20 protein-coding genes are annotated in these 23911 nt (G+C 60.9%); 12 read left to right on the plus strand and 8 right to left on the minus strand.

Annotated elements, in window-relative coordinates; genetic code table 11:
- Positions 1-15: 15 nt before the first annotated feature.
- The 5 genes from L904_RS18775 (at position 16) to L904_RS18795 (ending at position 5208) form a co-directional block, all read left to right on the plus strand.
- Positions 16-1116 (plus strand): class I SAM-dependent methyltransferase, encoded by a 1101-nt coding sequence (locus L904_RS18775; protein ID WP_020811370.1) that lies wholly within the window; start codon positions 16-18, stop codon positions 1114-1116.
- Between the two features lie 151 nt (positions 1117-1267).
- Positions 1268-2062 (plus strand): peptidoglycan editing factor PgeF, encoded by a 795-nt coding sequence (gene pgeF, locus L904_RS18780; RefSeq protein WP_020811369.1) that lies wholly within the window; start codon positions 1268-1270, stop codon positions 2060-2062.
- 1 nt (position 2063) lies between these two features.
- Positions 2064-3215: a Xaa-Pro peptidase family protein gene (locus L904_RS18785; RefSeq protein WP_020811368.1), complete on the plus strand. Its 1152-nt coding sequence runs from the start codon at positions 2064-2066 to the stop codon at positions 3213-3215.
- 89 nt (positions 3216-3304) lie between these two features.
- Positions 3305-4054, plus strand: coding sequence for a hypothetical protein (locus L904_RS18790; RefSeq protein ID WP_020811367.1), 750 nt, complete (start codon positions 3305-3307; stop codon positions 4052-4054).
- A gap of 221 nt (positions 4055-4275) precedes the next feature.
- Positions 4276-5208 carry a ribose-phosphate pyrophosphokinase gene (locus tag L904_RS18795; protein ID WP_003522877.1) on the plus strand — a complete coding sequence of 311 codons (933 nt, stop codon included), beginning with the start codon at positions 4276-4278 and terminating at the stop codon, positions 5206-5208.
- Positions 5209-5457: 249 nt separating this feature from the next.
- On the opposite strand, the gene L904_RS18800 is transcribed toward L904_RS18795, so the two are convergent.
- The 4 genes from L904_RS18800 to L904_RS18815 are packed head-to-tail and all read right to left on the minus strand — an operon-like array spanning position 5458 to position 8926.
- Positions 5458-6306: a phosphatase PAP2 family protein gene (locus L904_RS18800; protein WP_020809793.1), complete on the minus strand. Its 849-nt coding sequence runs from the start codon at positions 6304-6306 to the stop codon at positions 5458-5460.
- Complete coding sequence (locus L904_RS18805; RefSeq protein WP_020809792.1) at positions 6296-7804, minus strand: glycosyltransferase family 39 protein; 1509 nt, start codon at positions 7802-7804, stop codon at positions 6296-6298. Before L904_RS18805 ends, L904_RS18800 begins: the two co-directional genes overlap by 11 nt.
- The gene (locus L904_RS18810; RefSeq protein ID WP_031233742.1) at positions 7779-8066 is read right to left on the minus strand and encodes a lipid-A-disaccharide synthase N-terminal domain-containing protein; all 288 of its coding nucleotides are present in this window, start codon (positions 8064-8066) and stop codon (positions 7779-7781) included. The genes L904_RS18805 and L904_RS18810 overlap by 26 nt, the downstream gene beginning before the upstream one ends.
- A 20-nt stretch (positions 8067-8086) precedes the next feature.
- Entirely contained in the window at positions 8087-8926 is an 840-nt protein-coding gene (locus L904_RS18815; RefSeq protein WP_020809791.1) for a glycosyltransferase family 2 protein, read from the minus strand.
- A gap of 189 nt (positions 8927-9115) precedes the next feature.
- Here L904_RS18815 and L904_RS18820 point away from each other — a divergent pair, with 189 nt between their 5' ends.
- Positions 9116-11380 (plus strand): methyl-accepting chemotaxis protein, encoded by a 2265-nt coding sequence (locus L904_RS18820; protein WP_020809790.1) that lies wholly within the window; start codon positions 9116-9118, stop codon positions 11378-11380.
- A gap of 132 nt (positions 11381-11512) precedes the next feature.
- On the opposite strand, the gene adh is transcribed toward L904_RS18820, so the two are convergent.
- The 3 genes from adh to L904_RS18835 form a co-directional block, all read right to left on the minus strand.
- Positions 11513-13030: an aldehyde dehydrogenase gene (gene adh, locus L904_RS18825; RefSeq protein ID WP_003522884.1), complete on the minus strand. Its 1518-nt coding sequence runs from the start codon at positions 13028-13030 to the stop codon at positions 11513-11515.
- Positions 13031-13203: 173 nt separating this feature from the next.
- A complete protein-coding gene (locus tag L904_RS18830) occupies positions 13204-14163 on the minus strand; it encodes a helix-turn-helix domain-containing protein (protein ID WP_003522885.1) in 960 nt (319 codons plus the stop codon).
- Positions 14164-14268: 105 nt separating this feature from the next.
- Complete coding sequence (locus L904_RS18835; protein ID WP_020809788.1) at positions 14269-16353, minus strand: bifunctional diguanylate cyclase/phosphodiesterase; 2085 nt, start codon at positions 16351-16353, stop codon at positions 14269-14271.
- A gap of 305 nt (positions 16354-16658) precedes the next feature.
- On the opposite strand from L904_RS18835, the gene L904_RS18840 reads away from it, so the two are divergent.
- The 5 genes from L904_RS18840 (at position 16659) to L904_RS18860 (ending at position 21978) form a co-directional block, all read left to right on the plus strand.
- Positions 16659-17267 (plus strand): 50S ribosomal protein L25/general stress protein Ctc, encoded by a 609-nt coding sequence (locus L904_RS18840; protein ID WP_004430287.1) that lies wholly within the window; start codon positions 16659-16661, stop codon positions 17265-17267.
- A 297-nt stretch (positions 17268-17564) separates the two neighbouring features.
- Positions 17565-19952 carry a bifunctional diguanylate cyclase/phosphodiesterase gene (locus tag L904_RS18845; RefSeq protein WP_035260417.1) on the plus strand — a complete coding sequence of 796 codons (2388 nt, stop codon included), beginning with the start codon at positions 17565-17567 and terminating at the stop codon, positions 19950-19952.
- A gap of 17 nt (positions 19953-19969) precedes the next feature.
- Positions 19970-20683 (plus strand): ABC transporter substrate-binding protein, encoded by a 714-nt coding sequence (locus tag L904_RS18850; protein ID WP_035260425.1) that lies wholly within the window; start codon positions 19970-19972, stop codon positions 20681-20683.
- 118 nt (positions 20684-20801) lie between these two features.
- Positions 20802-21518: an aminoacyl-tRNA hydrolase gene (gene pth, locus L904_RS18855; RefSeq protein ID WP_035260419.1), complete on the plus strand. Its 717-nt coding sequence runs from the start codon at positions 20802-20804 to the stop codon at positions 21516-21518.
- A 7-nt stretch (positions 21519-21525) separates the two neighbouring features.
- Positions 21526-21978, plus strand: a complete 453-nt coding sequence (locus tag L904_RS18860) for a GNAT family N-acetyltransferase (RefSeq protein ID WP_035260421.1) — start codon at positions 21526-21528, stop codon at positions 21976-21978.
- Between the two features lie 3 nt (positions 21979-21981).
- Here L904_RS18860 and clpS read toward each other — a convergent pair whose 3' ends face one another.
- Complete coding sequence (gene clpS, locus L904_RS18865) at positions 21982-22293, minus strand: ATP-dependent Clp protease adapter ClpS (protein WP_035260429.1); 312 nt, start codon at positions 22291-22293, stop codon at positions 21982-21984.
- 241 nt (positions 22294-22534) lie between these two features.
- Here clpS and ychF point away from each other — a divergent pair, with 241 nt between their 5' ends.
- Positions 22535-23638, plus strand: a complete 1104-nt coding sequence (ychF, locus tag L904_RS18870; RefSeq protein WP_035260423.1) for a redox-regulated ATPase YchF — start codon at positions 22535-22537, stop codon at positions 23636-23638.
- The last annotated feature ends 273 nt before the right edge of the window (positions 23639-23911 follow it).

A 23911-nucleotide genomic window follows, 5' to 3' on the forward strand; every position in this document is an offset into this window, starting at 1 on the left:
ACGGTATGACCCGCCATGACGACACCGCTCGCGCAACGCATCAAATCACTTATCCGGCTCAACGGTCCGCTTAGCGTTACCGACTTCTTCTCGCTCTGCCTCGCCGATCCGGAGCACGGTTATTACAGGAGTCGCGAGCCCTTCGGCCGTTCGGGCGATTTCATCACCGCACCTGAAGTCAGCCAGCTTTTCGGCGAAATGCTCGGCGTTTTCGTAGTCCATGCCTGGCAGAGGCACGGCGCCCCCATGGAAACGCAATTGGTGGAAATCGGCCCCGGCCGCGGCACTATGATGTCGGACATGCTGCGCGTCATCCGCCGCATCGCACCGCCGCTTTACGAGACGATGCAGGTGCATCTGGTGGAAACCAGCCCCCGCCTTTCCGCCATCCAGAAGGAAACGCTGGCCGCACATGCGGACAGATTGACCTGGCATGACAGTTTCGACGACGTGCCGGAAGGTTTCCTGCTCCTCGTCGCCAACGAGCTTTTCGACGCCATTCCGATCCGGCAATTCATAAAGACGCCCCAGGGTTTTCGCGAACGGGTCGTCAGCCTCGATGCCAATGACGAACTTGTGTTCTCGACCGGGCTTGCCGGCATAGACCCGGCCCAGCTGCCGCCGCAGCCGGAACGGCAGCCGATTGGCACCATATTCGAGATTTCGCCTGCCCGCGAAGCCGTGATGACCGCGATCTGCCAGCGCCTCTCCGCCCATGGCGGCACGGCGCTCGCCATCGATTACGGCCATCTGGTCGCCGGTTATGGTGATACGTTGCAGGCCATGCGCAACCATGCCTTCGACCCGGCGCTTGCGCATCCCGGCGAAGCCGATCTCACCAGCCATGTCGATTTCGAAAGCCTCGTAAAAACGGCCGAAGCAACCGGCGTACACGTCAACGGCGCCCTGAGACAGGGCGACTTTCTCTATGGCCTCGGTCTCAAGGAACGCGCGGCCGCGCTTGCCGCCAAGGCCACGCCCGACCAGACGCTGGAAATCGCCGAAGCGGTCAACCGCCTCGCCGGCGAAGGCGCCGGCAAGATGGGGGAACTTTTCAAGGTCATCGCCGTTTCAAGTCCCGCGCTTCATCTCCTGCCGTTTCGCGCGGTGGATTGACAGCGCAATCACCTCTGGGCCAACATCGCCGCGACACACGAAGCAGGCACACTGCATCACACACGCCGCGCAACGCCGCGGCAACCGGAAACATCTCGCTTAACCGTAGCTCACTGGCCAACAGCGATATTCTCCAAGGAACTCCCGCACCATGCAGAACGCAACGCTGCCGCTCCCCATCCAGAGTCCCCTGCTCGCCGACTACAGCAAAAACCGTATCCGTCACGGTTTTTTCACCCGGCAGGGCGGGGTGTCGGAAGGGCTTTATCAGGGCCTGAATGTCGGTCTCGGCTCGCATGACGAACCGGAACGGGTGCAGGAAAATCGCCGGCGCGTGACGCAATGGTTCGGCCTGTCGGCGGAGCGCCTCGCCACCGTGCACCAGATCCATTCCCCCGATGTTCTCGTGGTCGATGAAACCTATGACGGCAGCCGCCCGCAGGCCGACGCCATGGTAACCGCGACACCGGGTTTCGTGCTTGGCGTGCTGAGCGCCGATTGCGGCCCGATCCTGTTTGCCGATGCGGAAGCCGGCGTCGTGGGTGCGGCCCATGCCGGCTGGAAAGGGGCGCTGTTCGGCGTGCTCGAAAACACCATCGAGACCATGACGACGCTCGGCGCCAGCCGGGAACGCATCGCCGCCTCGCTCGGCCCCTCCATCAGCCAGAACAATTATGAGGTCGGTCCGGAATATGTGGCGCGTTTCACCGATATCGATCCGGCCTATGCGGATTATTTCGCCGGGACGGAAAGGCAAGGTCACGCATTGTTCGACCTCAAGCAATTCACCATCGACCGGCTGACGAAAGCCGGTGTGAAGGCGGAAAATCTCGGCCTCTGCACCTATCCCGACGAACATCGCTTCTATTCCTACCGCCGCACCACCCACCGCGCCGAACCCGATTATGGCCGGCAGATTTCCGCAATCGCAATTCTGGAGGACTGACATGGCCCTGCATTTCGAGCTTTCGGAATTCGATGCCCGCCGCGAGCGGCTGCTCGCGAAAATGGCCGAGGAGAAGCTGGACGCCTTGCTGCTTTTCGCGCAGGAAAGCATGTATTGGCTGACCGGCTATGACACGTTCGGCTACTGCTTCTTCCAGACGCTGGTGGTCAAATCGGACGGCTCCATGACGCTTCTGACCCGCTCGGCGGATCTGCGCCAGGCCCGCAATACCTCGATCATCGAGAATATCCTGATCTGGGTCGACCGGCCCAATGCCGACCCGACGCTCGATCTCAAGAACCTGCTGAGCGATCTCGACCTGCTGGGTGCAAAGATCGGCGTCGAATACGACACCCACGGCATGACCGGCCGCGTCGCCCGCCTGCTGGACAATCAGCTCGCCAGCTTTTGCCAGATGAGCGACGCTTCCTATCTGGTCAGCACCCTGCGGCTGGTCAAAAGCCCGGCCGAGATCGCCTATGCGCGCAAGGCGGGCCAACTGGCCGATGCGGCGCTGGACGCGGCGCTGCCGCTCATCAGGCCCGGCGCGGACGAGGCCGCAATTCTCGCGGCAATGCAGGGAGCGGTTCTGGCCGGCGGCGGCGATTACCCCGCCAATGAATTCATCGTCGGTTCCGGCGCGGATGCGCTGCTGTGCCGTTACAAGGCCGGCCGCCGCAGGCTCGACGCCAAGGATCAGTTGACGCTGGAATGGGCGGGTGTCAGCGCTCACTACCATGCCGCCATGATGCGCACGGTGGTGATCGGCGAACAGGATTTCCGCCAGAAGGAGCTCTACAGCGCCTGCCTGCAAAACCTCACCGCCATTGAAGAGGTGCTGCGACCGGGCAAGACCTTTGGCGATGTCTTCGACGTCCATGCCCGCGTGATGGATGAACGCGGCTTGACCCGTCATCGGCTGAACTCCTGCGGTTATTCGCTGGGCGCGCGCTTCTCGCCGTCGTGGATGGAGCATCAGATGTTCCACGCCGGCAATCCGCAGGAGATCACCGCCGACATGACGCTCTTCGTGCATATGATCGTGATGGATTCCGATTCCGGCACGGCCATGACGCTCGGCCAGACCTATCTGACCACCGACGGCGCACCGGAGCCGCTCTCGCGCCACAACCTCGATCTTCTCACAGCTTAAATCGCCGCCGGGTTTGACAGAGCGGGAAAACCGCCCTTACATTGCGCCACCTTGGGCAAGAAGGAGCGGAACATGAGAGAGAAAATCGCATGAGCCGGACGGGGTTCACCCCCCTTTTTCCGGCCATCATTGTTCCAGCGATGATGCTGGCCCTGTCAGGCTGCAACACGACGGAAGCGCTGACACCGCAGGTGGATGTCGGCCACAATGCCTCGCAATCGACACCCGTGACCCAGGGCGATCTCGACCAGATGGCCGCCGCCGCCGACCGCGCGCCCACGGGCGCTCCGGCAACCGCAACATCCGTTCCCGCCTATGCACCGCAAAACTCGTTGCAGGCGCAGGCACAGGCGCTGTCCAACGGCAGCCAGTATGGCGAGCCGCTTCGCCAGAACCAGACCCCAGCCCAGCCACCCGCCGCCGCTCAACCCGCACCTGCACAGCAGACGGCATCGCTTGCGCCCGCCTCTTCCGCAAACTCCATCCGCTTCCTGCCGATCATCGGAGCGCCCGTTCAGGCGGTGACGCCGCTGTCGCGCCAGCTCGGGGCCGAAGCGCGGGCGAAGGGGCTGACCATCCGGGCCTCCAACGACAATTCGGCCGAAAATATCCTGAAGGGATATTTCTCCGCCTTTGCCGATGGCGCCAAGGTCAATGTCGTCTACGTCTGGGACATTCTGGACGCCAATGGCGTTCGGCTTCACCGCCTGCAGGGGCAGGAAACGGTGGCGGCAAAAGGTAGCGATCCATGGGCCGCCGTGACCGACAGGGTCATGCAGGATATCGCTGCAAAAACGCTCAACGACTATTCGTCATGGAAGCAGTCTCAACAGGGATGAGGTGAAAACGGCGGGAGAAGTCACAGAGATTTCACGAAAATCATTGCGAAAGCGCGGAGTCCTCTTGCAATCGGAAGCAACAGCGCTATTAAGGCGCGCATGGCAACAAGGCGTATCCGGCAAAGGCTTTTCAGCCGGATGTTCCTCCCCTTGAACGACGCTTGGTTACGGTGGATTGAGCCCCGTGATGCAAGGCGATGGCATGGAAACAGGCGGCCGCAATGAAGGTTTTCGCAGGCAATTCGAACCGGCACCTTGCCGAAGCGATCTGCAAGTATCTTAACGTTCCTCTCGGAAATGCCACTGTAAAGCGGTTTGCTGACCAGGAAATATTCGTAGAAATCAGCGAGAACGTGCGCGGCGAAGACGTTTTCATCGTCCAGTCCACCTCCTTCCCGGCAAATGATCATCTGATGGAACTGCTCATCATGATCGACGCCATGCGCCGCTCCTCTGCCAAGCGCATTACCGCGGTGCTTCCCTATTTCGGTTACGCCCGCCAGGACCGCAAGGCCGGCCCCCGCACCCCTATTTCCGCCAAGCTCGTCGCCAATCTGATCACCGAAGCCGGCGCCGACCGCGTTCTCACCCTCGATCTCCATGCCGGCCAGATTCAGGGCTTCTTCGATATCCCCACCGACAATCTCTTCGCAGCGCCCATTCTGGCCCGCGACGTGAAGGACCATTACGACACCAACAATGTCATGGTCGTTTCGCCCGATGTCGGCGGCGTGGTTCGCGCCCGTGCACTCGCCAAGCGTCTCGACTGTCTTCTGGCCATCGTCGACAAGCGCCGTGACCGTCCGGGCGAATCCGAAGTCATGAACGTCATCGGCGATGTCTCCGGCAAGGACTGCATCCTCATCGACGACATCGTCGATTCCGGCGGCACGCTCTGCAACGCCGCTGAGGCGCTGCTGAAAAAGGGCGCCACCAGCGTCACCGCCTATATCACCCACGGCGTGCTTTCCGGCGGCGCGGTTGCCCGCGTGGCCTCCTCGAAGCTGCGCGAACTCGTCATCACCGACAGCATCCAGCCGACCACCGGTGTCCAGTCCGCGCATAATATCCGCGTGGTCAGCACCGCAGGCCTGCTCGGCGAAGCGATCAACCGCACCGCACAGGAACAGTCGGTTTCCGGCCTGTTCGACTGAGCAGCTGCGGAAACCTCGGCAATCATTCTGGGGCTTGGCGAATTGCCGCCCGGTTTAGATTTCCGGGCAGGCTGCGGTCCATCTCGAAATCGCTGGTTCCCTCGATGTCATCCTCGGCCCTGTGCCGAGGACCTAGTCATGTTAAATAAATCAACAGGTCGCAGATCCTCGAGACAAGTCCGAGGATGACGCAGGAGTGTCTGGCGCGCTTCGCCATTCACCTCATTGAAGCGAACTTCGAAGTTCCCCTTAAGACGAAGCCGCACCCGCATCCGGCGGCCGTTGCAGACGCGAGGCTGCGGCCTTGATTTTCGGCCACCAGCGCCGAACCCTGGTCAGGACAGCATGGCGACCGTTACGCCAGATACTGACCGTATCCGCTGTGACCGCATCGCCGGTAAACAGATGGCGATGACGTCCGATCACCAGCGCCCGGTAGAGAAACAGGGTCGTGAGGGCGGAAAACAGGATAGACATCACCACATCGCTGAGGAAATGCCCGCCGGCCGCGATGCGCAAGCCGGACATGAGGACGATCATACCGGCAGCGATGCTTCCCATCGCCAACCGTCCGCGCCGTTGCAGCCGGGGCCAGACGAGCACGCAGAGCGGCAGGAAGAAACTGGCGATCAGCGCGGTTTCGCCGGAAGAAAACGAGCAGTTCGAATAACATTGCGCACTGTACTGGAAAGGCGGCGTGAAAAGCTGCTGCCCGCCGAATTCGGTGACGCTGAACGGGCGCGCGCGACCGATGGTCGCCTTCAGTACGCCATTGACGAGAAGCCCGGCGCAGAGGATCACCGGCCCGCACAGGAAGGCCCATACCCGCCAGCCGGTTCTTTGCAGTGTGCCCAGCCGCAGATTGCCGACAAGAATCACGAAAGCCAGAAGGGTGGCAAGCTCCGTACCTTCGCGCAGCGTATCCCGCAACCATTCGGGAAACGGTTCACGGCCGGACCATGGCTGCTCGACGGGCGAGAAAAACAGGGCGGAGAATCTGAGATCGATGGAGGGAAAGGTCGCGAACAGGATCACGAGCGCCAATGTCGCGAATGTCACCCAGATCGTGATCCGCATATGCGAAAGATCATTGTCCATTGCTGCCCTCCGGCATGCATCGCGGCAGCAGGCGCCAGAGTCCGATTTCCCTGCCTTCGAGGAAACCCGGCCCGGCGGTCCAGCGAGCGACCGGCGCCTCGCCGGCAAGGCAGGCCGGCAGGCCATCCGCGCTTGCCAGGAACAGGGGACTTTTCGCCTCGCCGGGTTTCAGCGGGTAAAGAAGCGCATAGTGACTGGAAGGCACGCCGGTTTCAGGCAGCGCGCGCGTCATCACCTGCTTCTCATCCCGAAGCTGATAAAAAAGCTCGGCAAGTATCGAACGGTCGGTAGCGACGATGGCGTCCGCACTCGCCTCGCGCGCCCGTAACAGACCGGTCGACACCAGCTCGGCGCGACCTAGATACCGCGCCATCGCCAGTTCACCTTTCGGCAGGCGCAATTGCGTTCCGGCAATGGTCATCAGCGGCAGCACAACGGCCACGATGCCGCCGAGCACAAGCGTGGACACGGTAAGCCAGCGCCGCGACGCCAGGACCGGCACCGCCAGCAGCACGCCGGCCGCATAGGCCCCGACCGCCCAGTTGGCGAGCGCCCGTGACATCAAACCCTGCGCGGTAATCAGCAGAACGATCGGCACCGAAAGCGCGACCAGCGCCCGGGTTTCGGCATTCTTCGCACGAATTGTTGCGACGATCATGCCGACGAAAACGAATGGTCCGACCACGCCCGCCTGGGAGAAGAAGAATTCCAGCGCGGAACCGACCTTCAGCTGGACGCCATGCCAGTTCGCATTATCCGCCGTATGGCGTGCGGTCATGAAATCATGCGCCGCGTTCCACCACAGATTGGGCGCGATGACGGCAACGCAGACCAGCGCAGCAATGACCGCGTCACGCAGCCGGATTCGCCATGCCTCACAGAGCCAGCCGGCGACGATGAAGCAGGGTAGAAAATAGATCATCGCATATTTCGACATCAGTCCGAGGCCGAAGCAGAGACCGAGGGCGATGCTCCAGCCCAACGCCGCCCTGCCCTCGCGGCGGGCCAGCGCAAGCTTCCGCACGGAGATCATCGACAGCACGATGAACAGCATCATCGGCGTATCGGTCGAGATCAGCAGGCTGCCGAGCGTTACGGCCGGCAAGGTCAGATAGATAAGGGCGGCCAGGGATGCCAGCCTGACATCATAGATCATGCGGCCGAGCGCAAGGATGGCCGCCGCCGCCACACCATGCACCACGGGCGCGGCCAGCCGAACCTGAAACGTGCCCTCACCGCCGCCCAGAACGGTTGCCGCGCGAATGAGCCAGCCGATCAGGGGCGGCTTGGAATAGGCGCCGAGCGCCATCTCCCTGCCCCATAGCCAATATTGCGCCTCATCGACGAAAAGGTCGGTGCGATTGAAGGCCAGCCCAAGGACGCGCAGCGCGGTTACGAGGACGATCGCCACGAATGCAAATGTCAGCCATCGGCGCTCATCGCCTGCCTGCGCATAAGGCAGGGTCGCCGCCTCATGCATGCTGGCGGCGTTCTGCATGAATCAACCAGAGATTTCGGGCATAGATGAAAAGGCCGGACGCCTGACCCAGAATGAAGACTGGATCGCGCCGCCAGATGGCGTAGGAAAGCAGCACCAGACCGCCGAGAACGGAAAAATACCAGAAGGCCACGGGAATGACCGAGCGGTTTGCCCGTTCCGAAGAAATCCATTGAACCAGAAAACGCATGGTAAACAGCATCTGGCCCATGAAGCCGGTGCAGACCCACAGAAATTCCTTCCAGCTGTTCACATGCAGCATGGACCATAAAGCCGGTGCATTCACGGCGATGTCTCCGTTTTGAAAGTTTCAGCCCAGCTTGACCGCTTGCGCCGGCGCAGCAGCCAGGCGACGCCGATCAGATCGTGGATGCCGACAAGCGCGCGGCCGATATTGGTGTAATGGGAATTTCCGTGCAGCCGCGCCCGGTGCGTAACGTCGACATGGGTAACCTGCCAACCGTCGCGATTGAACAGCGCCGGGAAATAGCGGTGGTGATGATCGAAATAGGGCAAGGCGAGATAGGCGTCGCGGCGGAAGGCCTTGAGCCCGCAGCCGGTGTCGCGCGTGCCATCCTTCAATATCCGCGCCCGAAGCCCATTGGCGAAGCGGGAGGAGAGGCGTTTTCCAAGCGTATCGCGCCGGCCGACGCGCTGGCCTGCCACGAGGCCAAGCCGGCTGGGCGCGCTGGCGGAAAGAAGCGGAGCGAGAAGAGCCGGCAGATTGTCCGGCGGGTTCTGCCCGTCTCCATCCAGCATGCAGATGACCGGCGCACGCGCCGCCTGCACACCGCTGTGGATCGCCGCAGACTGTCCGCCCTGACGATCATGGCGGACCAGCCGCAGCATCGGGTAACGATCGCCAAGCGCAAGCACCGCTTCAACCGTGCCGTCCGAAGATGCGTCGTCCACCACCACGATCTCGAAGGCGCCGACAGGCTGGCAGGCGGCAAAAATCTCCGCCACGAGCGTTTCCACACTCGCTTGCTCATTGTGCATGGGCACGACAACGGCGAAATCCGGCCTCGGTTTCACGCTGGCTCCGTCATATCCGTCCGCATTCAGTCCGCAGACATCATTGATAGTGGCGAGAGAAGGAGCGCGGAAAGCTTGCATGAACATGAACAGCCGTTGAACTTCACTCGATATGCGCCCGTTCTATTGCAGTTTTATTACGGGAAACGCGTCAGTGGCGGCCGGCTATTTTTTCACGGCATGCGGGAAATAATCGTACAATTCCCAGCGCTTTTAACGTGACCGTAAACAATTTTTGCCACGGTATGGCCACGTTTTTTGGGGGGAGGAAACAGGATGCCGGGTGTAAATCCGACTGCTGTCAAAGCTAAATCATTGTCGATAAAGGCCAAATTTGCAGCGCTCGTCACGGGCGCGACGCTGGTTTCATGTCTTTCCGTGGGGTTGTTGTCCTATGAGATGGGGAAGTCGGGACTGATCGACGCCAGCAAAATCAGGCTCGAAACGGTTGCAGGCAACCAGTCCAAGCAGCTTGACGCCTATACTTTGCGCGTCGAACAGAGCATTTCCGAACTGTCGCAGAACGCCGCGGTCGCACAGGCGCTGGAAACGATGACCACCGTCGTGCCGACGGAAAGGGATGCGATCATCCAGGCTTTCCGCCGCGAGGGCGTCTCCGAAGAGGAGCGTGCCTCCTTCAATGGCGAAGGCCTGCGATTGCTTTATGCCATTCGCCACGCCACCATCAACGCCGCCATCGCCAGCGTCTGGCGCAACACCCGTGTCAGCGACATCTATGTGATCGACAAGACCGGCCTCATTATTTACACCGTGACCAAGGGGAAGAACTTCCTCACCAGCGTGACGGAACCGCAGAACGCCGCGATCAAGGACCTGTTCGACCGCATCGAAGCCGGCAAGGACGGCGTCGTCAGCACCACCGGTTTCACTGGCGGCGAAAATGATTCGGCCATGATCGGCATGCCGCTCGCCGTCTCCAACTGGGGCCAGCTCCAGCGCAAGGGCGCCGTCATCATGCGCATCGCCGCCGATCGCATCGGCGCGGTGGTAACGCCCGAGGAAACCGGCAAGACCATCGATGACGCCGTTCTCCTGAGCGCCGACGGCAAACGTCGGGCCGGCGTACTCTCGGGCGGCGCCGATGCTGCCGTTTCCGCAAGCCTCGCCGCACTTTCCAACGCAAACAACGCCGGAACGGTGATGGCGCAGACACCTGCGGGCAACATCTTCTATGCCTATCGCCCGGTCTCAGTCTTCGGACAAAAACATCTTCTGGCCATCGGCCAGCAGGAGAGCAAGGTTCTCGCCGCCGCCAACGATCTCGCCTTCTGGGCGACGGTTGCGACACTGGCCGTGCTTGCGATCATGACGCTGATCGGCATTTTCGTTTCCGCAAACCTCACCAAGCCGCTGACCGGCCTTGCGGGGCTGATGGAACGCCTGAACGGCGGTGAAAACAACATCGAGATCAAGGCCGTTTCCCGTGGCGACGAGATCGGCACCATGGCGCGCGCGCTTGAATCCTTCCGCCAGGGCATTCTGGACAAGCAGCGCATGGAAGCCGAATCCCATCGCAAGAGCGAAGAACTGGACGAGGAACGCGCCCAGCGGGAAATGGAAAAGGCAAGAAGCGCGAAAGAACTGGAAGAGGCTGTCGACGCACTCGCCACCGGTCTCGCCAATCTCGCCGCCGGCAGGCTCGATCTCCGCATCGACAAATCCTTCGTGCCGTCGCTCGATCATCTGCGCATCGACTTCAACAACTCCATGGCAGGCCTGGAAGCGACCATCTCCAACATCGGCGAAAGCGCCAATGCCATCCGCTCTGGCTCCGGCGAACTGAAAAGCGCATCGGAAGACCTGTCGCGGCGCACCGAACGTCAGGCCGCAGCCCTTGAGGAAGCGGCAGCAGCACTCGGAGACATGACGCAGGCCGTCAATCTCTCGCTGTCGCGCTGCAATGTCGCCGTCGAGGCGACGGCGGGCACGATGCAGGATGCGCACAAGTCCACGGCCGTCGTTAAAGAAGCGATCGTCGCGATGGAACGCATCGAGACCTCGTCGGCCAAGATCCGCCAGATCATCGATGTCATCGACCAGATCGCCTTCCAGACCAATCTGCTGGCACTGAATGCCGGTGTGGAAGCCGCCCGCGCCGGCGAAGCCGGCAAGGGCTTTGCCGTTGTGGCGCAGGAAGTTCGCGAGCTCGCCCAGAAATCGGCAGCCGCCGCCCGGGACATCACGACGCTGATCGCCACTTCGGCGGGCGATGTGGAAAGCGGCGTGGCGCTGGTGCTGAAGACCGGTGAAAGCCTCGAGCAGATCCAGAAACGCATCCAGTCGGTCAACGACCAGATCGGTGAGATCGCCACCGCATCGCGCGAACAGTCCGGCCGCCTCAGCGAAATCAACGCCTCCGTCAACGAACTCGACCATGTAACGCAGCAGAACGCGGCCATGGTGGAGGAAACGACGGCGGCCGCCTTCTCGCTATCCAGCGAGGCGGACGGCCTGACCGAACAGGTGGGGCAGTTCTCGGTCGGCGGCGCCCGCCAACGGGACCAGCGTTACGCGGCATAAACCGCAACGAAAAAAGGCCGGAGGCAAAACCTCCGGCCTTTCTGTTTGAAGCCGGGCTCCCAGGGGCCGAAGCCCCTGGGAACACGCCGGCGATCTGGCACCACAGCCCCTCGCCGGCTTCCGGGGAGGACCTCAGAAGAAACCGACCTTGTTCGGGCTGTAGGACACGAGCAGGTTCTTGGTCTGCTGGTAATGGTCGAGCATCATCTTGTGGGTCTCGCGACCGATGCCTGACTGCTTGTAACCGCCAAAGGCAGCGCCCGCCGGATAGACGTGATAGCAATTCGTCCATACGCGGCCCGCTTCGATGCCCCGGCCGGCCCGATAGGCAATGTTGGTGTCGCGGCTCCAGACGCCTGCGCCCAGACCGTAAACCGTGTCATTGGCGATTTCGAGCGCCTCTTCCACCGTCTTGAAGGTGGTGACGGAGACAACCGGTCCGAAGATTTCCTCCTGGAAAATCCGCATCTTGTTGTTGCCTTCGAAGACGGTCGGCTGGATGTAATAGCCATCCTTCAGATCGCCCGTGAGCGTCTTGCGGTCGCCGCCGGTCAGAACCCTGGCACCTTCCTTCTTGCCGATCTCCAGATAGCCCATGATCTTGTCGAACTGTTCCTGCGAGGCCTGTGCGCCCAACATGGTCGACGGATTGAGCGGATCGTCCTGGCTGATGGCCTGAACCCGCTTGATCGCCTTTTCCATGAAGCGGTCATAGATCGATTCATGCACCAGCGCACGCGAGGGGCATGTGCACACCTCGCCCTGATTGAGCGCGAAGAAGGCGAAACCTTCGAGCGCCTTGTCGAGGAAGGCATCGTCCTCGTTCATCACATCGGCGAAGAAGATGTTCGGCGACTTGCCGCCCAGCTCCAGCGTGATGTTGGTGACGTTATCGGCCGCATAACGCATGATTTCCTTGCCGACCGAGGTGGAGCCGGTAAAGGCGATCTTGGCGATGCGGTTGCTCTGCGCCAGCGGCTTGCCGGCTTCGAGACCCGTGCCGTTGACGATGTTGAGGACGCCGGGCGGCAGCAAATCTTCGATCAGTTCCATCACGATGAGAATCGAGGCCGGTGTCTGTTCGGCCGGCTTCAGCACCACGCAATTGCCGGCGGCAAGCGCCGGTGCAAGCTTCCACGCGGCCATCAGGATCGGGAAGTTCCACGGAATGATCTGGCCGACGACGCCGAGCGGCTCATGGAAGTGGTAGGCGACGGTATCGTTGTCGATTTCGCCGATCGTGCCTTCCTGGGCGCGGATGCAGCCCGCGAAATAACGGAAATGGTCGATGGCGAGCGGAATATCCGCATTGGTGGTTTCGCGCAGCGGCTTGCCGTTGTCCCATGTTTCTGCCCGGGCGATGAGATCGAGATTGTCCTCGATCCGCTGGGCGATCTTGAGCAGGATGTTGGAGCGCTCCGTCACGCTCGTCTTGCCCCATTTGTCGCGGGCCTTGTGGGCGGCATCCAGCGCGAACTCGATGTCGGATGCGTCCGAGCGCGGCACTTCGCAGATCTTGTGGCCGGTGACCGGCGAAAGATTATCCATGTAGCGGCCGGATTTCGGCTCCACCCATTTGCCGCCGATGTAATTGCCGTATTTCAGCTTGAAGGGCGCTTCGCCCGCTTTCTGCTGAACCTGAATGTTCATGATTTCATCCTCCCTGATGAAAACGATCCGCAGCGGATCGCATGGGAGGAAGGTGGGCCTAGATGGCGCGGTTCGGTAGAGGGGCGGCGCGGTTCCGCAGCGCACATTGTCTCACATCTGCGACAAAGGCGCCTCGATCCGGCACGATTGGCCGGATCGCACCAGCACGCGCTTTAATGCACGTCGAATTTCTTCATCTTGCGGTGAAGCGTGGCGCGGCTGATGCCGAGCAGCGAAGCGGCCTGCGTGACATTGCCGTTGGTGCGCGACAACACGCGCCGCAGCGCCGAGCGTTCCGCTTCCGCAAGATCGGAACCGCCATCGTGGCGCTGTTCCTGAAGAACATCGGCGGCGGGCAGTCCCTGCGCGATGCGGGCATCGTCCAGCTTCAACGCAAGGCGTGCGGCGCGGGTCGCACCCAGCACGAGATCGTCCTGATCCACGGCCAGCAGCGACAGCGCCGCGCCGAACCCGCTCGGCACGACGACGATGCGCGCACCCGGAAAGGCACGGCGGAAAAGATTGCCCTCGATGCGCTGCGCCGCATCCTTCACCGCCTGGGTGACGAAGGAAAAGGTCATCTCGTTGATGTCGTCGCGGCAGGTGGAAATATCGAGCGCGCCCGTCACCCGGCCGGTGTGATCGCGGATGGGAGCCGTGGTGCAGCAGAGTTCGGTATTCGACGTGAAGAAATGCTGATCGCGGTAGACCACCACCGAGCGCTCATCCACCAGTGCCGTGCCGATGCCATTGGTGCCCACGCTTTCTTCGCTCCAGACCGCCCCGGACCAGAGGCCAAGCGCTCGGAAATCACGATCATCGCCCGAAGCGCCGCGGCGCTCCAGCGCAACGCCCTGCGCATCGGTCAAAAGCAGGCAGCAGCCGGATTTGCCGACGCTTTGGAAAATGCGGTCGAGTTCATCCGTGCTTTCGGCAATCAGGCCGGCCGCACTTTCGCGGGCGCGGCGGAATTCATATTCGCTGAGAAAGATCGGCTTGCGGTTTTCCTCCGGTGCAAGATGATGTTTGACCATGCAGCGACGCCAGGAGGCGACAATCGGAGAACTTGCGGCGGCGGAACGATGGCGCGCGGTTTCATACACGCGTTCCGCATGGGCGATGTCTGTCGGCATACGCTCCTCCCAAAGCTTTTCGGCGATGGTGCGCTGGAAGCGGCCATGTTTCAACAAAAAATTTCGCGACCGGCCTTGCCGGGCGCAGCCGCGGGCGGCGCCAGACTATCGGACCGCCTTGAAATAACGCCGGCCGGCGGTCACGTCCGTCTCATCCTCGGCCGAAAGGAACGTATCGTCCACGAGATTAGCGATGGAGGTCAGCGGACCGGGCTTGCCGAAAAAGAAGCCCTGCACCTGCAGGCAGCCTTCACGCCGCAGAAACTCGATATGGGCCTTGGTTTCGACCCCTTCCGCAAGCACCGGAATATTGAGGCTGTGCGCCAGAATGAGCGTCGAGCGAACGATCGCCTCCGACTGCACGTTGGTCGACAGGCCATCGATGAAGGCACGGTCGATCTTGATCTTGTCGAAGGGGAAGCTCTGCAGCGTCGAAAGCGATGAATAGCCCGTACCGTAGTCATCCATGGCGATCTTGACGCCGAGCGACTTGAGTTTGCGGATGGTGACGAGCGCGTGGCGATGGTCGGCGATAATGCTGCCTTCGGTGATTTCCAGCTCGAGCCTTTCCGGCGCAAGCCCCGTCTCGGCGAGAATTTTCTCAACCTTGTCGGGGAAATCATTATCCGCAAGCTGCTGCGGCGCGACGTTTACGGCAATGGCGAGCGATTTTTTCCACTGAGCGGCCTGCGCGCAGGCTTCTCTCAGAACCCATTCGCCCAGTTCGACAATAAAGCCGGTTTGTTCGGCGATCGGAATGAATTCGGCCGGGGAGACCATGCCGCGTTCGGGATGGTTCCAGCGCAAAAGCGCTTCGAAACCGACGATACTGCCGCTCTTGGTGTCGTTCTGCTGCTGGTAATAAAGCTCGAACTCGTTATTGGCGAGGCCGCTGCGCATGGCGACGGCCAGCACGTTGCGCTCACGCGCGGCCTCGTCCATGGATTTGTCGTAAAAGCATATGGTGTCCGAAGTACCGCTTTTTGCCCGGTACATGGCGACATCCGCCTGGGCCATCAGCGTATCGGCATCGATGGAGCCGGTATTGCGAACCGATATGCCGACGCTTGCGCCGACCGAAAATGTCTGTCCGTTCCATTCCACCGGCTTGCTGATCTGCTCGATCAATCGCTGGGCGAACTCCGCGCCATCGGCGCGGGTGTAATAGGAATGGGTCATCGCCACGAATTCATCGCCGCCCATGCGCGCCAGAAACTCTCCGGTCTTCAGCACGGAACTCGCGCGGTCGGCGATGGCGCGCAGCACGGCGTCACCCGCCGCATGGCCATGCACGTCATTGATTTCCTTGAAACGGTCGAGATCGATGGACAGAAGCGCCGTATGCGCGCCCATCGAGACATGGCGTGTGCGACGATTGAGATGCTCGATGAATGCCGCCCGGTTGGGAATGCCCGTCAGCGGATCGTGCAACGAAAGATGGCGATAGCGGGCGACCGCCTGCTGGGTGGACTGCGCATCGATGACATATGTGGAGAGCCCAAGCGCCAGAAGCAGAAGCGTCACCGCAATGGCGCCTCCGCCCATGATGGCCGGCGGCAGCAGGTTTTCCGGAATGACGATGCGCGGGTCGAAGGCGAAGGACATCGACGCCATGCCGGTATAATGCATCGAGGCAATGGCCAGAATGAGAAACGCCACAGCACTGTACTGGCAGAAACGGTTGAGAGGCCGGGCAATGCGATTGACCGCGATGGCGCCCAGCACAGCGCCCAATACCAGCGAGGCGATGACATAGGCCTGATCCCAGAAAAGCATGCCCTGAACATTATAGGCAGCCATGCCGGTGTAATGCATGGCCGCAATGCCGAGGCCGAGCACCACGCCACCGGCTTCCACCAGCACGCTGCGCCCGCCATAGGCGGAAATGCCGAAACCGGCAGTCGTCGTGGTAATGGCGATCAAAAGCGACAGCCCGGTGAGATAGGGATCGTATCCGACATCGCCCGCCGCGACATAGCCCAACATCGCGACGAAATGGGTGGTCCATATCGCCGCCCCGCCATTGACGCCCGCCAGAAACAGCCAGTTGACCTTCTGCACCCCCGTCGCCAGACGGGCTTTCGAAAAAAGGCGCATCGAAACGAAACTACCCAGCATGCAGACGAAGACCGCTGCGGCGGTGTATCGATAGTCGTGATCGATGGTGAGGCACTGGAGAACTTTGAGCATTGTCATCTACGCAATTGGAATTTTGCGTAGCCTTATCATTCGCCAAGTTTTCACCCGGTTTATGTGCATGGATAAGCATATATTAAAGGTTGCAACAAACGAGTGAATTAGTGGGCACTAATAAAATTATAAAGCGGCACCCGCCAAAAACGGGCCGCTCTTGTCTTTATGCTCCGTTTGTATTATAGCGCCCGCACCCGTGTAGACACCCTTGGAGGCAACGCGGGCGGGATGGCCTTTGGCCTCTCCGGTTCAGGCCGCTTCGTTCGGCGTGAACTCTCCATATAACCTCGAAAGGAATTGCCATGAGCAAAGAATCGTATGAGCTCAAGGCCGAGGCGCGCGAACGAGTTGGTAAGGGGTCCTCTCGTGAACTTCGCCGCAACGGTTTGATTCCCGCTGTCATCTATGGTGACAAGCAGGCCCCCATTTCCATCGCCCTGTCGACCAACGAAGTCACCAAGCGTATCCACGCCGGCGGTTTCATGACGACGGTTGCGATCATCGACGTCGACGGCAAGAAGATCAAGGTTCTCCCGAAGGACTACCAGCTTGATCCGGTCCGCGACTTCACCATGCACGTCGACTTCCTGCGCGTTTCGGGCAACACGCTCGTCAACGTCGAAGTTCCGGTTCACTTCGTCAACGAAGAAAAGTCGGACATCAAGATCGGCGGCGTTCTGAACATCGTTCGCCACACGGTGGAATTCCACTGCCCGGCCAACGACATTCCGGAATTCATCACGGTCGATCTTGCTGGTCTGAAGATCGGCGACAACGTCCACATTTCGAATGTGAAGCTGCCGAAGAACATCACGCCGGTTATCGCCGACCGTGACTTCACGATCGCAACGATCGTCGCTCCGGCTGGCGGCGTTGCAGAAGAAACGACTGAAGAAGCTTCCGAGGAATAATCGGCGGCCGCAAGGCCGGACAGCTTTGAACAATGAGGCCCGTTCCGTTTTCGGAACGGGCCTTTTAGTTTTTATGAACTTTAAAACCAGAAAGCTTGCCATCCTCACCTGATACGGAACCCGTTTCAGTGTCGATTAACACTTCCATGAAACGATACCCTCGCGCTGTCGTGAAACACCGGCCGGGCTGAGGAAATGCGTGGGAAAACAGGCTTTTGCCGAAAACCCTCGCAAAACCCTCCGGGCGGACGAAACGGGGCGCAGCAAGTCTGGGGCAAAGGGTAGCTGCAATCGAACATGGCTCATTCCGTCGAAAGTCGCTTTATCGCGATTGTTTCCGGCGCACTTCTTACAGTGGTCGCCCCGCTCTTCACGCTTTTGCTGACGCTCTCCTATCACGAAGCCATTCGCAGCCAGCGTAACCACCTTGAGATTCTGCTGTCGACCAATGCGCAGGCGCTTGCCCGGCCCCTGTGGGACCTTGATGACGACACCATAAACCAGATTACCGGCACCCTCATCTCCGACCCCGTGATCAGGATGGTCGAAGTCAGGGATACCTCCGGCCAGCTCGATATCGTCCAGACGGCCGGCAGCGACATCATTCAGGATGCAGCCTCGACGACGCGCGAAGTAACCTACAAGACCACGAAGGGCTCCGTCACCGTCGGGCAACTGACGATCTATTACGACAATGTCAGCCTTCTGACCTCTTTGAGCCGCACCGAACTGGCCTTCATCACGATTTTCATCCTCGCCGTCCTTACCATCGTTCTTGCCGCCATCGCCGGCAACCGCTTCATGGTCATCCGTCCGCTGATGCGGCTCGCGGCCGCCATCGAGGCGACGCGGCGTCTCGGCTCGCGCCACCACGTCGACTGGCGCTCGAAGGACGAAATCGGCCGGCTGGCGAAAAGCTTCAACGAAATGCAGACCCAGCTCGAAAAGGAAGAGCTGGAGATCAAGAACGCGCATGAGCGTAAGACGGAAATCTACAACCGCACGCCCGCCATGCTGTTTTCGCTCGACAGGCACGACCGCATTGCCGCCGTCAGTGACTATTGGGTGCAGGCGACCGGTTACGACCGCACCCGGATACTCGGCCTGAATTTCGCCGATCTCATCCATCCCGATGACCGGCTTCTGTTCCAGCAGCGCAAGACGGCTCATCCATTGCCCGATGCCTCGCATAGCGGCATTACCGTGCGTTTCCATTGCATGGATGGCAGCCTCATGGATGCGCTCATCCTCGAAAAGGCCCTCGATTCCGGCGATGCGGCCCATCAGAGCACCTGCCTCTGCGTCATGACGGACGTGACCGAACTGCGCCAGTCGGAAAAGCGCAACCGCCAGCAGGCCATTTCCGACCACCTGACCGGCCTTTTCAACCGCCAGGGCTTCGAGGCCATTCTCGACCTGCAAATCCGCGATGCGGACCGCAACGGCAGCGAGCTGGCCTGCCTGTTCATCGACCTCGACCGGTTCAAGGCGATCAACGACAATCTCGGCCATGCCGCGGGCGACGCTGTTCTTAAACAGTTCACGCTAAAGCTCGAACCGCTGCTGACGCCGCTGGACAGCGCATCGCGGCTGGGCGGCGACGAATTCGCCATTCTTCTGGCCGGCGACAAGGTGGAAGAGCGCGCCCTGCAATTCTGCGAGCGCATCTGCGCCATGCTCGACACGCCCTTCGAGATCGAAAGCAACAGCATCCGCCTCAGCGCCAGCATCGGCATGGCGGTCTATCCCCTGCACGCCGCCAGCGCCTCCGAGCTTTTGCAGAATGCCGACATGGCCATGTATACCCGCAAGCGCACGGGCAAGAACGGCTCGCAGGTCTTCGACAGTTCGATCATGGACCGGGCGCGCGAACATGCGGAGCTGGAACGGGATATCGCGCAGGCGCTTTCCGAAGACTGGTTCGAGGCCTATTTCCAGCCGATTCAAAACCTCGCCACCGGCCAGACGGCGGGTTTCGAGGCGCTGCTGCGTCTCAACCACCCGGACAAGGGCCTGCTTTCCCCGGCCGCGATCGTCAGCCTTGCGGAAGAAAACGGCACTATCCACCGCATCGGCAATGTCATTCTCGATCAGTCGATCGCCAATCTCGCCAGGCTGTCGCACCTGCCGGGCATGGACCAGACCTATGTGGCGGTAAATTTCTCACCGTTGCAATTCGAACCGGGATTGCCGACGCGCATCGCCGGCGTTCTGCACCGCCACGGCATTCTTCCCAGACGGCTGGTCATCGAGATCACCGAAGCCGTTATCATGAAGGACGATCCGCAAATCCGGGCGATCCTCAATGCCATCCACCAGCTCGGCTGCCGCATCGCGCTGGATGATTTCGGCACCGGTTATTCTTCGCTCAGCTATCTCAGCCGTTTTCCGGTCGATATCGTCAAGATCGACCAGTCCTTCACTCGCTCGATCTGCGACGACAGGATGGACATCAGGCAGCGCAATCGCATGCTGGTCGAAGGCATCGCGGCCATCTCGCACAAGATGAACTGCGCCGTCATTGCCGAGGGCGTCGAGACGGAGGAACAGAAGGCGCTTCTGACCGATATAGGCGCGGATTTCGGGCAGGGTTATTTCTTCGCACGTCCGCAGCCGGTCGAAAGGCTGATCACCTCACTCGACACGGCGTCCGGGCAAAACCGCGCCGCGGCGCGGCAAGCATGAACCGGCAGGGGGCAGCCATGGGATTGATCCGCTTTTGCCTGATCTTTCTTGCTCTCGCCACTCCGGCCAGCGCGGCCAAGCTCTTCCTGACCACCGAGGTCTATCCGCCCTATAATCTGCAGGCCAGCGACGGCAGCGTGCGGGGTGTCTATTTCGACCAGCTCAGAACCGTGCTCGAAGACACCGGCACCAGCTACGAAGTCGCCGTCATGCCCTGGGCGCGGGCCATCGCACTGGCCAGAACGCAGGCCATGCACTGTGTCTTCGCCGCTGCGAGAACGCCGGAGCGGGAAAAACAGTTCAAATGGGTCACGCCGATCCATATCGACCGCAACATTCTCGTGGCGCGCCGCAACGCGAATATCGAAGCCTCCAGCCTTGAGGAAGCCAAGAAATATCGGGTGGGAACCCAGCGTGGAGATTACACCGAAGCGCTTCTGGAAAAGCTCGGTTTCCCGCAGGTGGATGTTGGCGCTGATTTCGAGATCACGCTTCACAAGCTGAAGGCCGGCCGCATCGACCTGATGCCCATGTCTGAAAGCACCTTCAAAAGCCTGCCCGCCGACACGTTCAGCGAAGTGATAACTCTCTCGCGGCAACAGCTTGGGCTTGCCTGCAACAAAAGCGTGCCCGACGAGGTCATCGCGAAATTACAGGCCCGGCTGGACAGGCTGATCGCCGACGGAACGCAGCAACGGATATTCGACCGCTATAATCTCGTCAGCCCATAAGCGGCCGGTTCGGCGTTCCCGCAAAACTCATAAAAAGCAAAACTCATAAAAAGATTGACAGCCGGCGGTTTTCGGGGTGGTGACAACAGCATCATCAGGCAAAACGCGGACATGCCCCATGAAGATCATCGCAGGACTTGGTAATCCCGGCGCGCAATATGCGGTAAACCGTCACAATATCGGCTTTATGGCCGTCGATGCGCTGCAGCGCCTGCCGTCCTTTGCGCCCTGGTCGAAAAAATTCAAGGCGGAGATTTCCGAAGGCGAGATCGGCGGCGAGAAGGTCCTGCTGATGAAGCCGCTGACCTATATGAACCTTTCGGGTGAGTCCGTCGGCGAAGCCATGCGCTTCTTCAAGCTTGCGCCGGCAGACATCATCGCCATCCATGACGAACTGGACTTGCCGGCCGGCCGCGCCCGCATCAAGACCGGCGGCGGCCATGGCGGCCATAACGGCCTGAAATCGCTCGACGCCCATTGCGGCAAGGACTATCGCCGCCTGCGGCTCGGCATCGGCCATCCCGGTGACAAGGAACGGGTGCACGGCCACGTGCTCGGCGATTTCGCCAAGGCAGACCGGGTCTGGCTCGATCCGCTTCTGGACGCCATTGCCGACAATGCCGCCATGCTGGTGAAAGCCGAGGATTCGCAATTGATGAACAAGTTGGCGCTGGCCACGGGCAGCAAGCCGGAAGCCGAAAAGCCGGCCAAGGCAGCCAAGCCCGCCGCACAGTCCCATATCCATCAGGCACGCAACAGCGCCCAGCCGAAAAAGCTGCCGGAAACCGGCCCGATGGCCGAAATGCTGAAACGCATGTTCAGCAAGAAGGACTAGATCGCAAATGTCTTCGGAGCCCATCGTCCTGCGCGCAGCCGGAGCCGGCGATCTGGCCGGATTGCTTGACCTTTACCGGGCTCTCAATCCGTCCGACCCTGAAATGACGGCAGAAGAAGCGAACACGGCTTTCGCGGCCATGCTCGCCCAGCCGGGCCTGACCGTGTTTCTTGCGACCGAAGGCGAAGAAGCGGTCGCCACCGCCACGCTGCAGATCGTTCCGAACCTGACGCGCGCCGCCCGTCCCTATGCCCTTATCGAAAACGTGGTGACGCTTGAAAACCGTCGCGGCCGCGGATATGGCCGCGCGGTGGTGCGCCATGCCGTCGAGGCCGCTTTTGCGGCGAACTGCTACAAGGTGATGCTGCTGACCGGGCGACAACGCCCGGAGGTCCACGCCTTTTACGAAAGCTGCGGTTTCGTGCAGAACAAGACGGGCTTTCAGATCCGGCTGGATTAACGCTCACTCCTCCGGCTCGGTGGTGAACATCAGCGGAAATCCCGCTTCCTTGCCGAGATCGGTCGCTTCCTTGGCCTTGGTCTCGGCAATATCGCGCTCGCAGACAACAACGACCGCGCTGCCGAAGCGGTGCGCCGTCATCATCACCCGGTGGCCGGTTTCCTCGCTCATGCGGAAGACGGCTTTCAACACCACGGTAACGAACTCACGCGGCGTATAGTCGTCATTCAGCAGAATGACCTTGTAGAGCTTCGGCCGCTCCAGCTTCGGTTTGACTTTCGGTTTCGGCTTGAGATCGACAGGACTGTCACTCATCATGGTCGCTCGTGCCTGTCGCTCATCGCGGTTGTTCATGGGAAAACCCCGTTGATGACGAAAGATCGATCGCTTGACCGGCTTATATTGCGCCGCAACCGCAGCATCGGCAACCCTGCCCGAAATTCCGCACCATTAAAGGTGCTTTGCCCGCACAAATCGGCCCGCGGGCTTGACCTTGCCCTGCCCTTTCCGCAAAAGGCTCCTCAACGAATTCTTTCAAACGGACAGGTTTCAAGCCATGGGCTTCAAATGCGGTATCGTTGGATTGCCAAATGTCGGCAAGTCCACTCTCTTCAACGCGCTGACGAAAACGGCAGCGGCGCAGGCGGCCAACTATCCCTTCTGCACCATCGAGCCGAACACCGGCGAAGTGGCGGTTCCGGATGCGCGCATGAAAATCCTCGCCGACATTGCCGGCTCGAAGGAAATCATCCCCACCCGCATCTCCTTCGTGGATATTGCCGGCCTGGTGCGCGGCGCATCGAAGGGCGAAGGCCTCGGCAACCAGTTCCTCGCCAATATCCGCGAAGTGGACGCCGTGGTTCACGTTCTGCGCTGCTTCGAAGATGACGACATCACCCACGTCGAAGGCCGCATCAATCCGGTGGCCGATGCCGAAACCATCGAGACCGAGCTGATGCTTTCCGATCTCGAAAGCCTTGAGCGCCGCACGGAACAGACCCGCAAGCGAGCCACCGGCAAGGACAAGGAATCGCTGGCGCAGCTGCCGCTGATGGAAGCCTCACTGAAGCTTCTGAACGAAGGCAAGCCGGTCCGCACCCTGCTCTCCACGCTGGATGCCGAGGAACTGCGCATCCTTCAGGGCCTCAACCTCCTGACCGCGCACCCGGTTCTTTACGTCTGCAACGTCGCCGAAAGCGACGCCGTCGACGGCAACGAACATACCAAGGCCGTTGCCGAAATGGCTAAGGCCCAGGGTGCGGAATCCGTCGTCATCTCCGCGGCGATCGAATCCGAAGTCGCGCAGCTTCCCGATGAAGAGGCGAAGGAATTCCTCTCGGCCCTGGGGCTTGAGGAAGCAGGCCTCGACCGCCTGATCCGCGCCGGCTACAAGCTGCTCGATCTCATCACCTATTTCACCGTCGGCCCGAAGGAATGCCGCGCCTGGACCATCGAGCGCGGCACCAAGGCCCCGCAGGCCGCCGGCGTCATCCACTCCGATTTCGAACGCGGCTTCATCCGCGCCAACACCATCGCTTACAACGACTATGTCGCCTTCAAGGGCGAAGTCGGCGCGAAGGAAGCAGGCAAGGCTCGCGACGAAGGCAAGGAATATGTGGTTCAGGACGGCGACGTCATCCACTTCCGCTTCAATACCTGATCTGGCCTTTGGCGACTTCGATAAGGTCCGCCAAGAAGGGTAACCGAACATTGCGGCGCGGTTTCTTCTCCCCGCCGGGGAGAAGGTGGCCCGAAGGGTCGGATGAGGGGGCAAGATCTCGGTTTATCTCTACCCTCGCCCCCTCATCCCGCTGCCGCGACCTTCTCCCCCTCGGGGAGAAGGCGAAACGCGCGCCCACTCGCTCCAAACCACCTCCCCAAGAACCGGCCTCCCCGATTTGACCTTTACGTAAAGGGAAAAATCATTTTAGAT

This window comes from Agrobacterium sp. LY4 (assembly GCF_001526585.1).
In the GTDB taxonomy this organism is placed as follows: Bacteria; Pseudomonadota; Alphaproteobacteria; order Rhizobiales; family Rhizobiaceae; genus Agrobacterium; species Agrobacterium leguminum.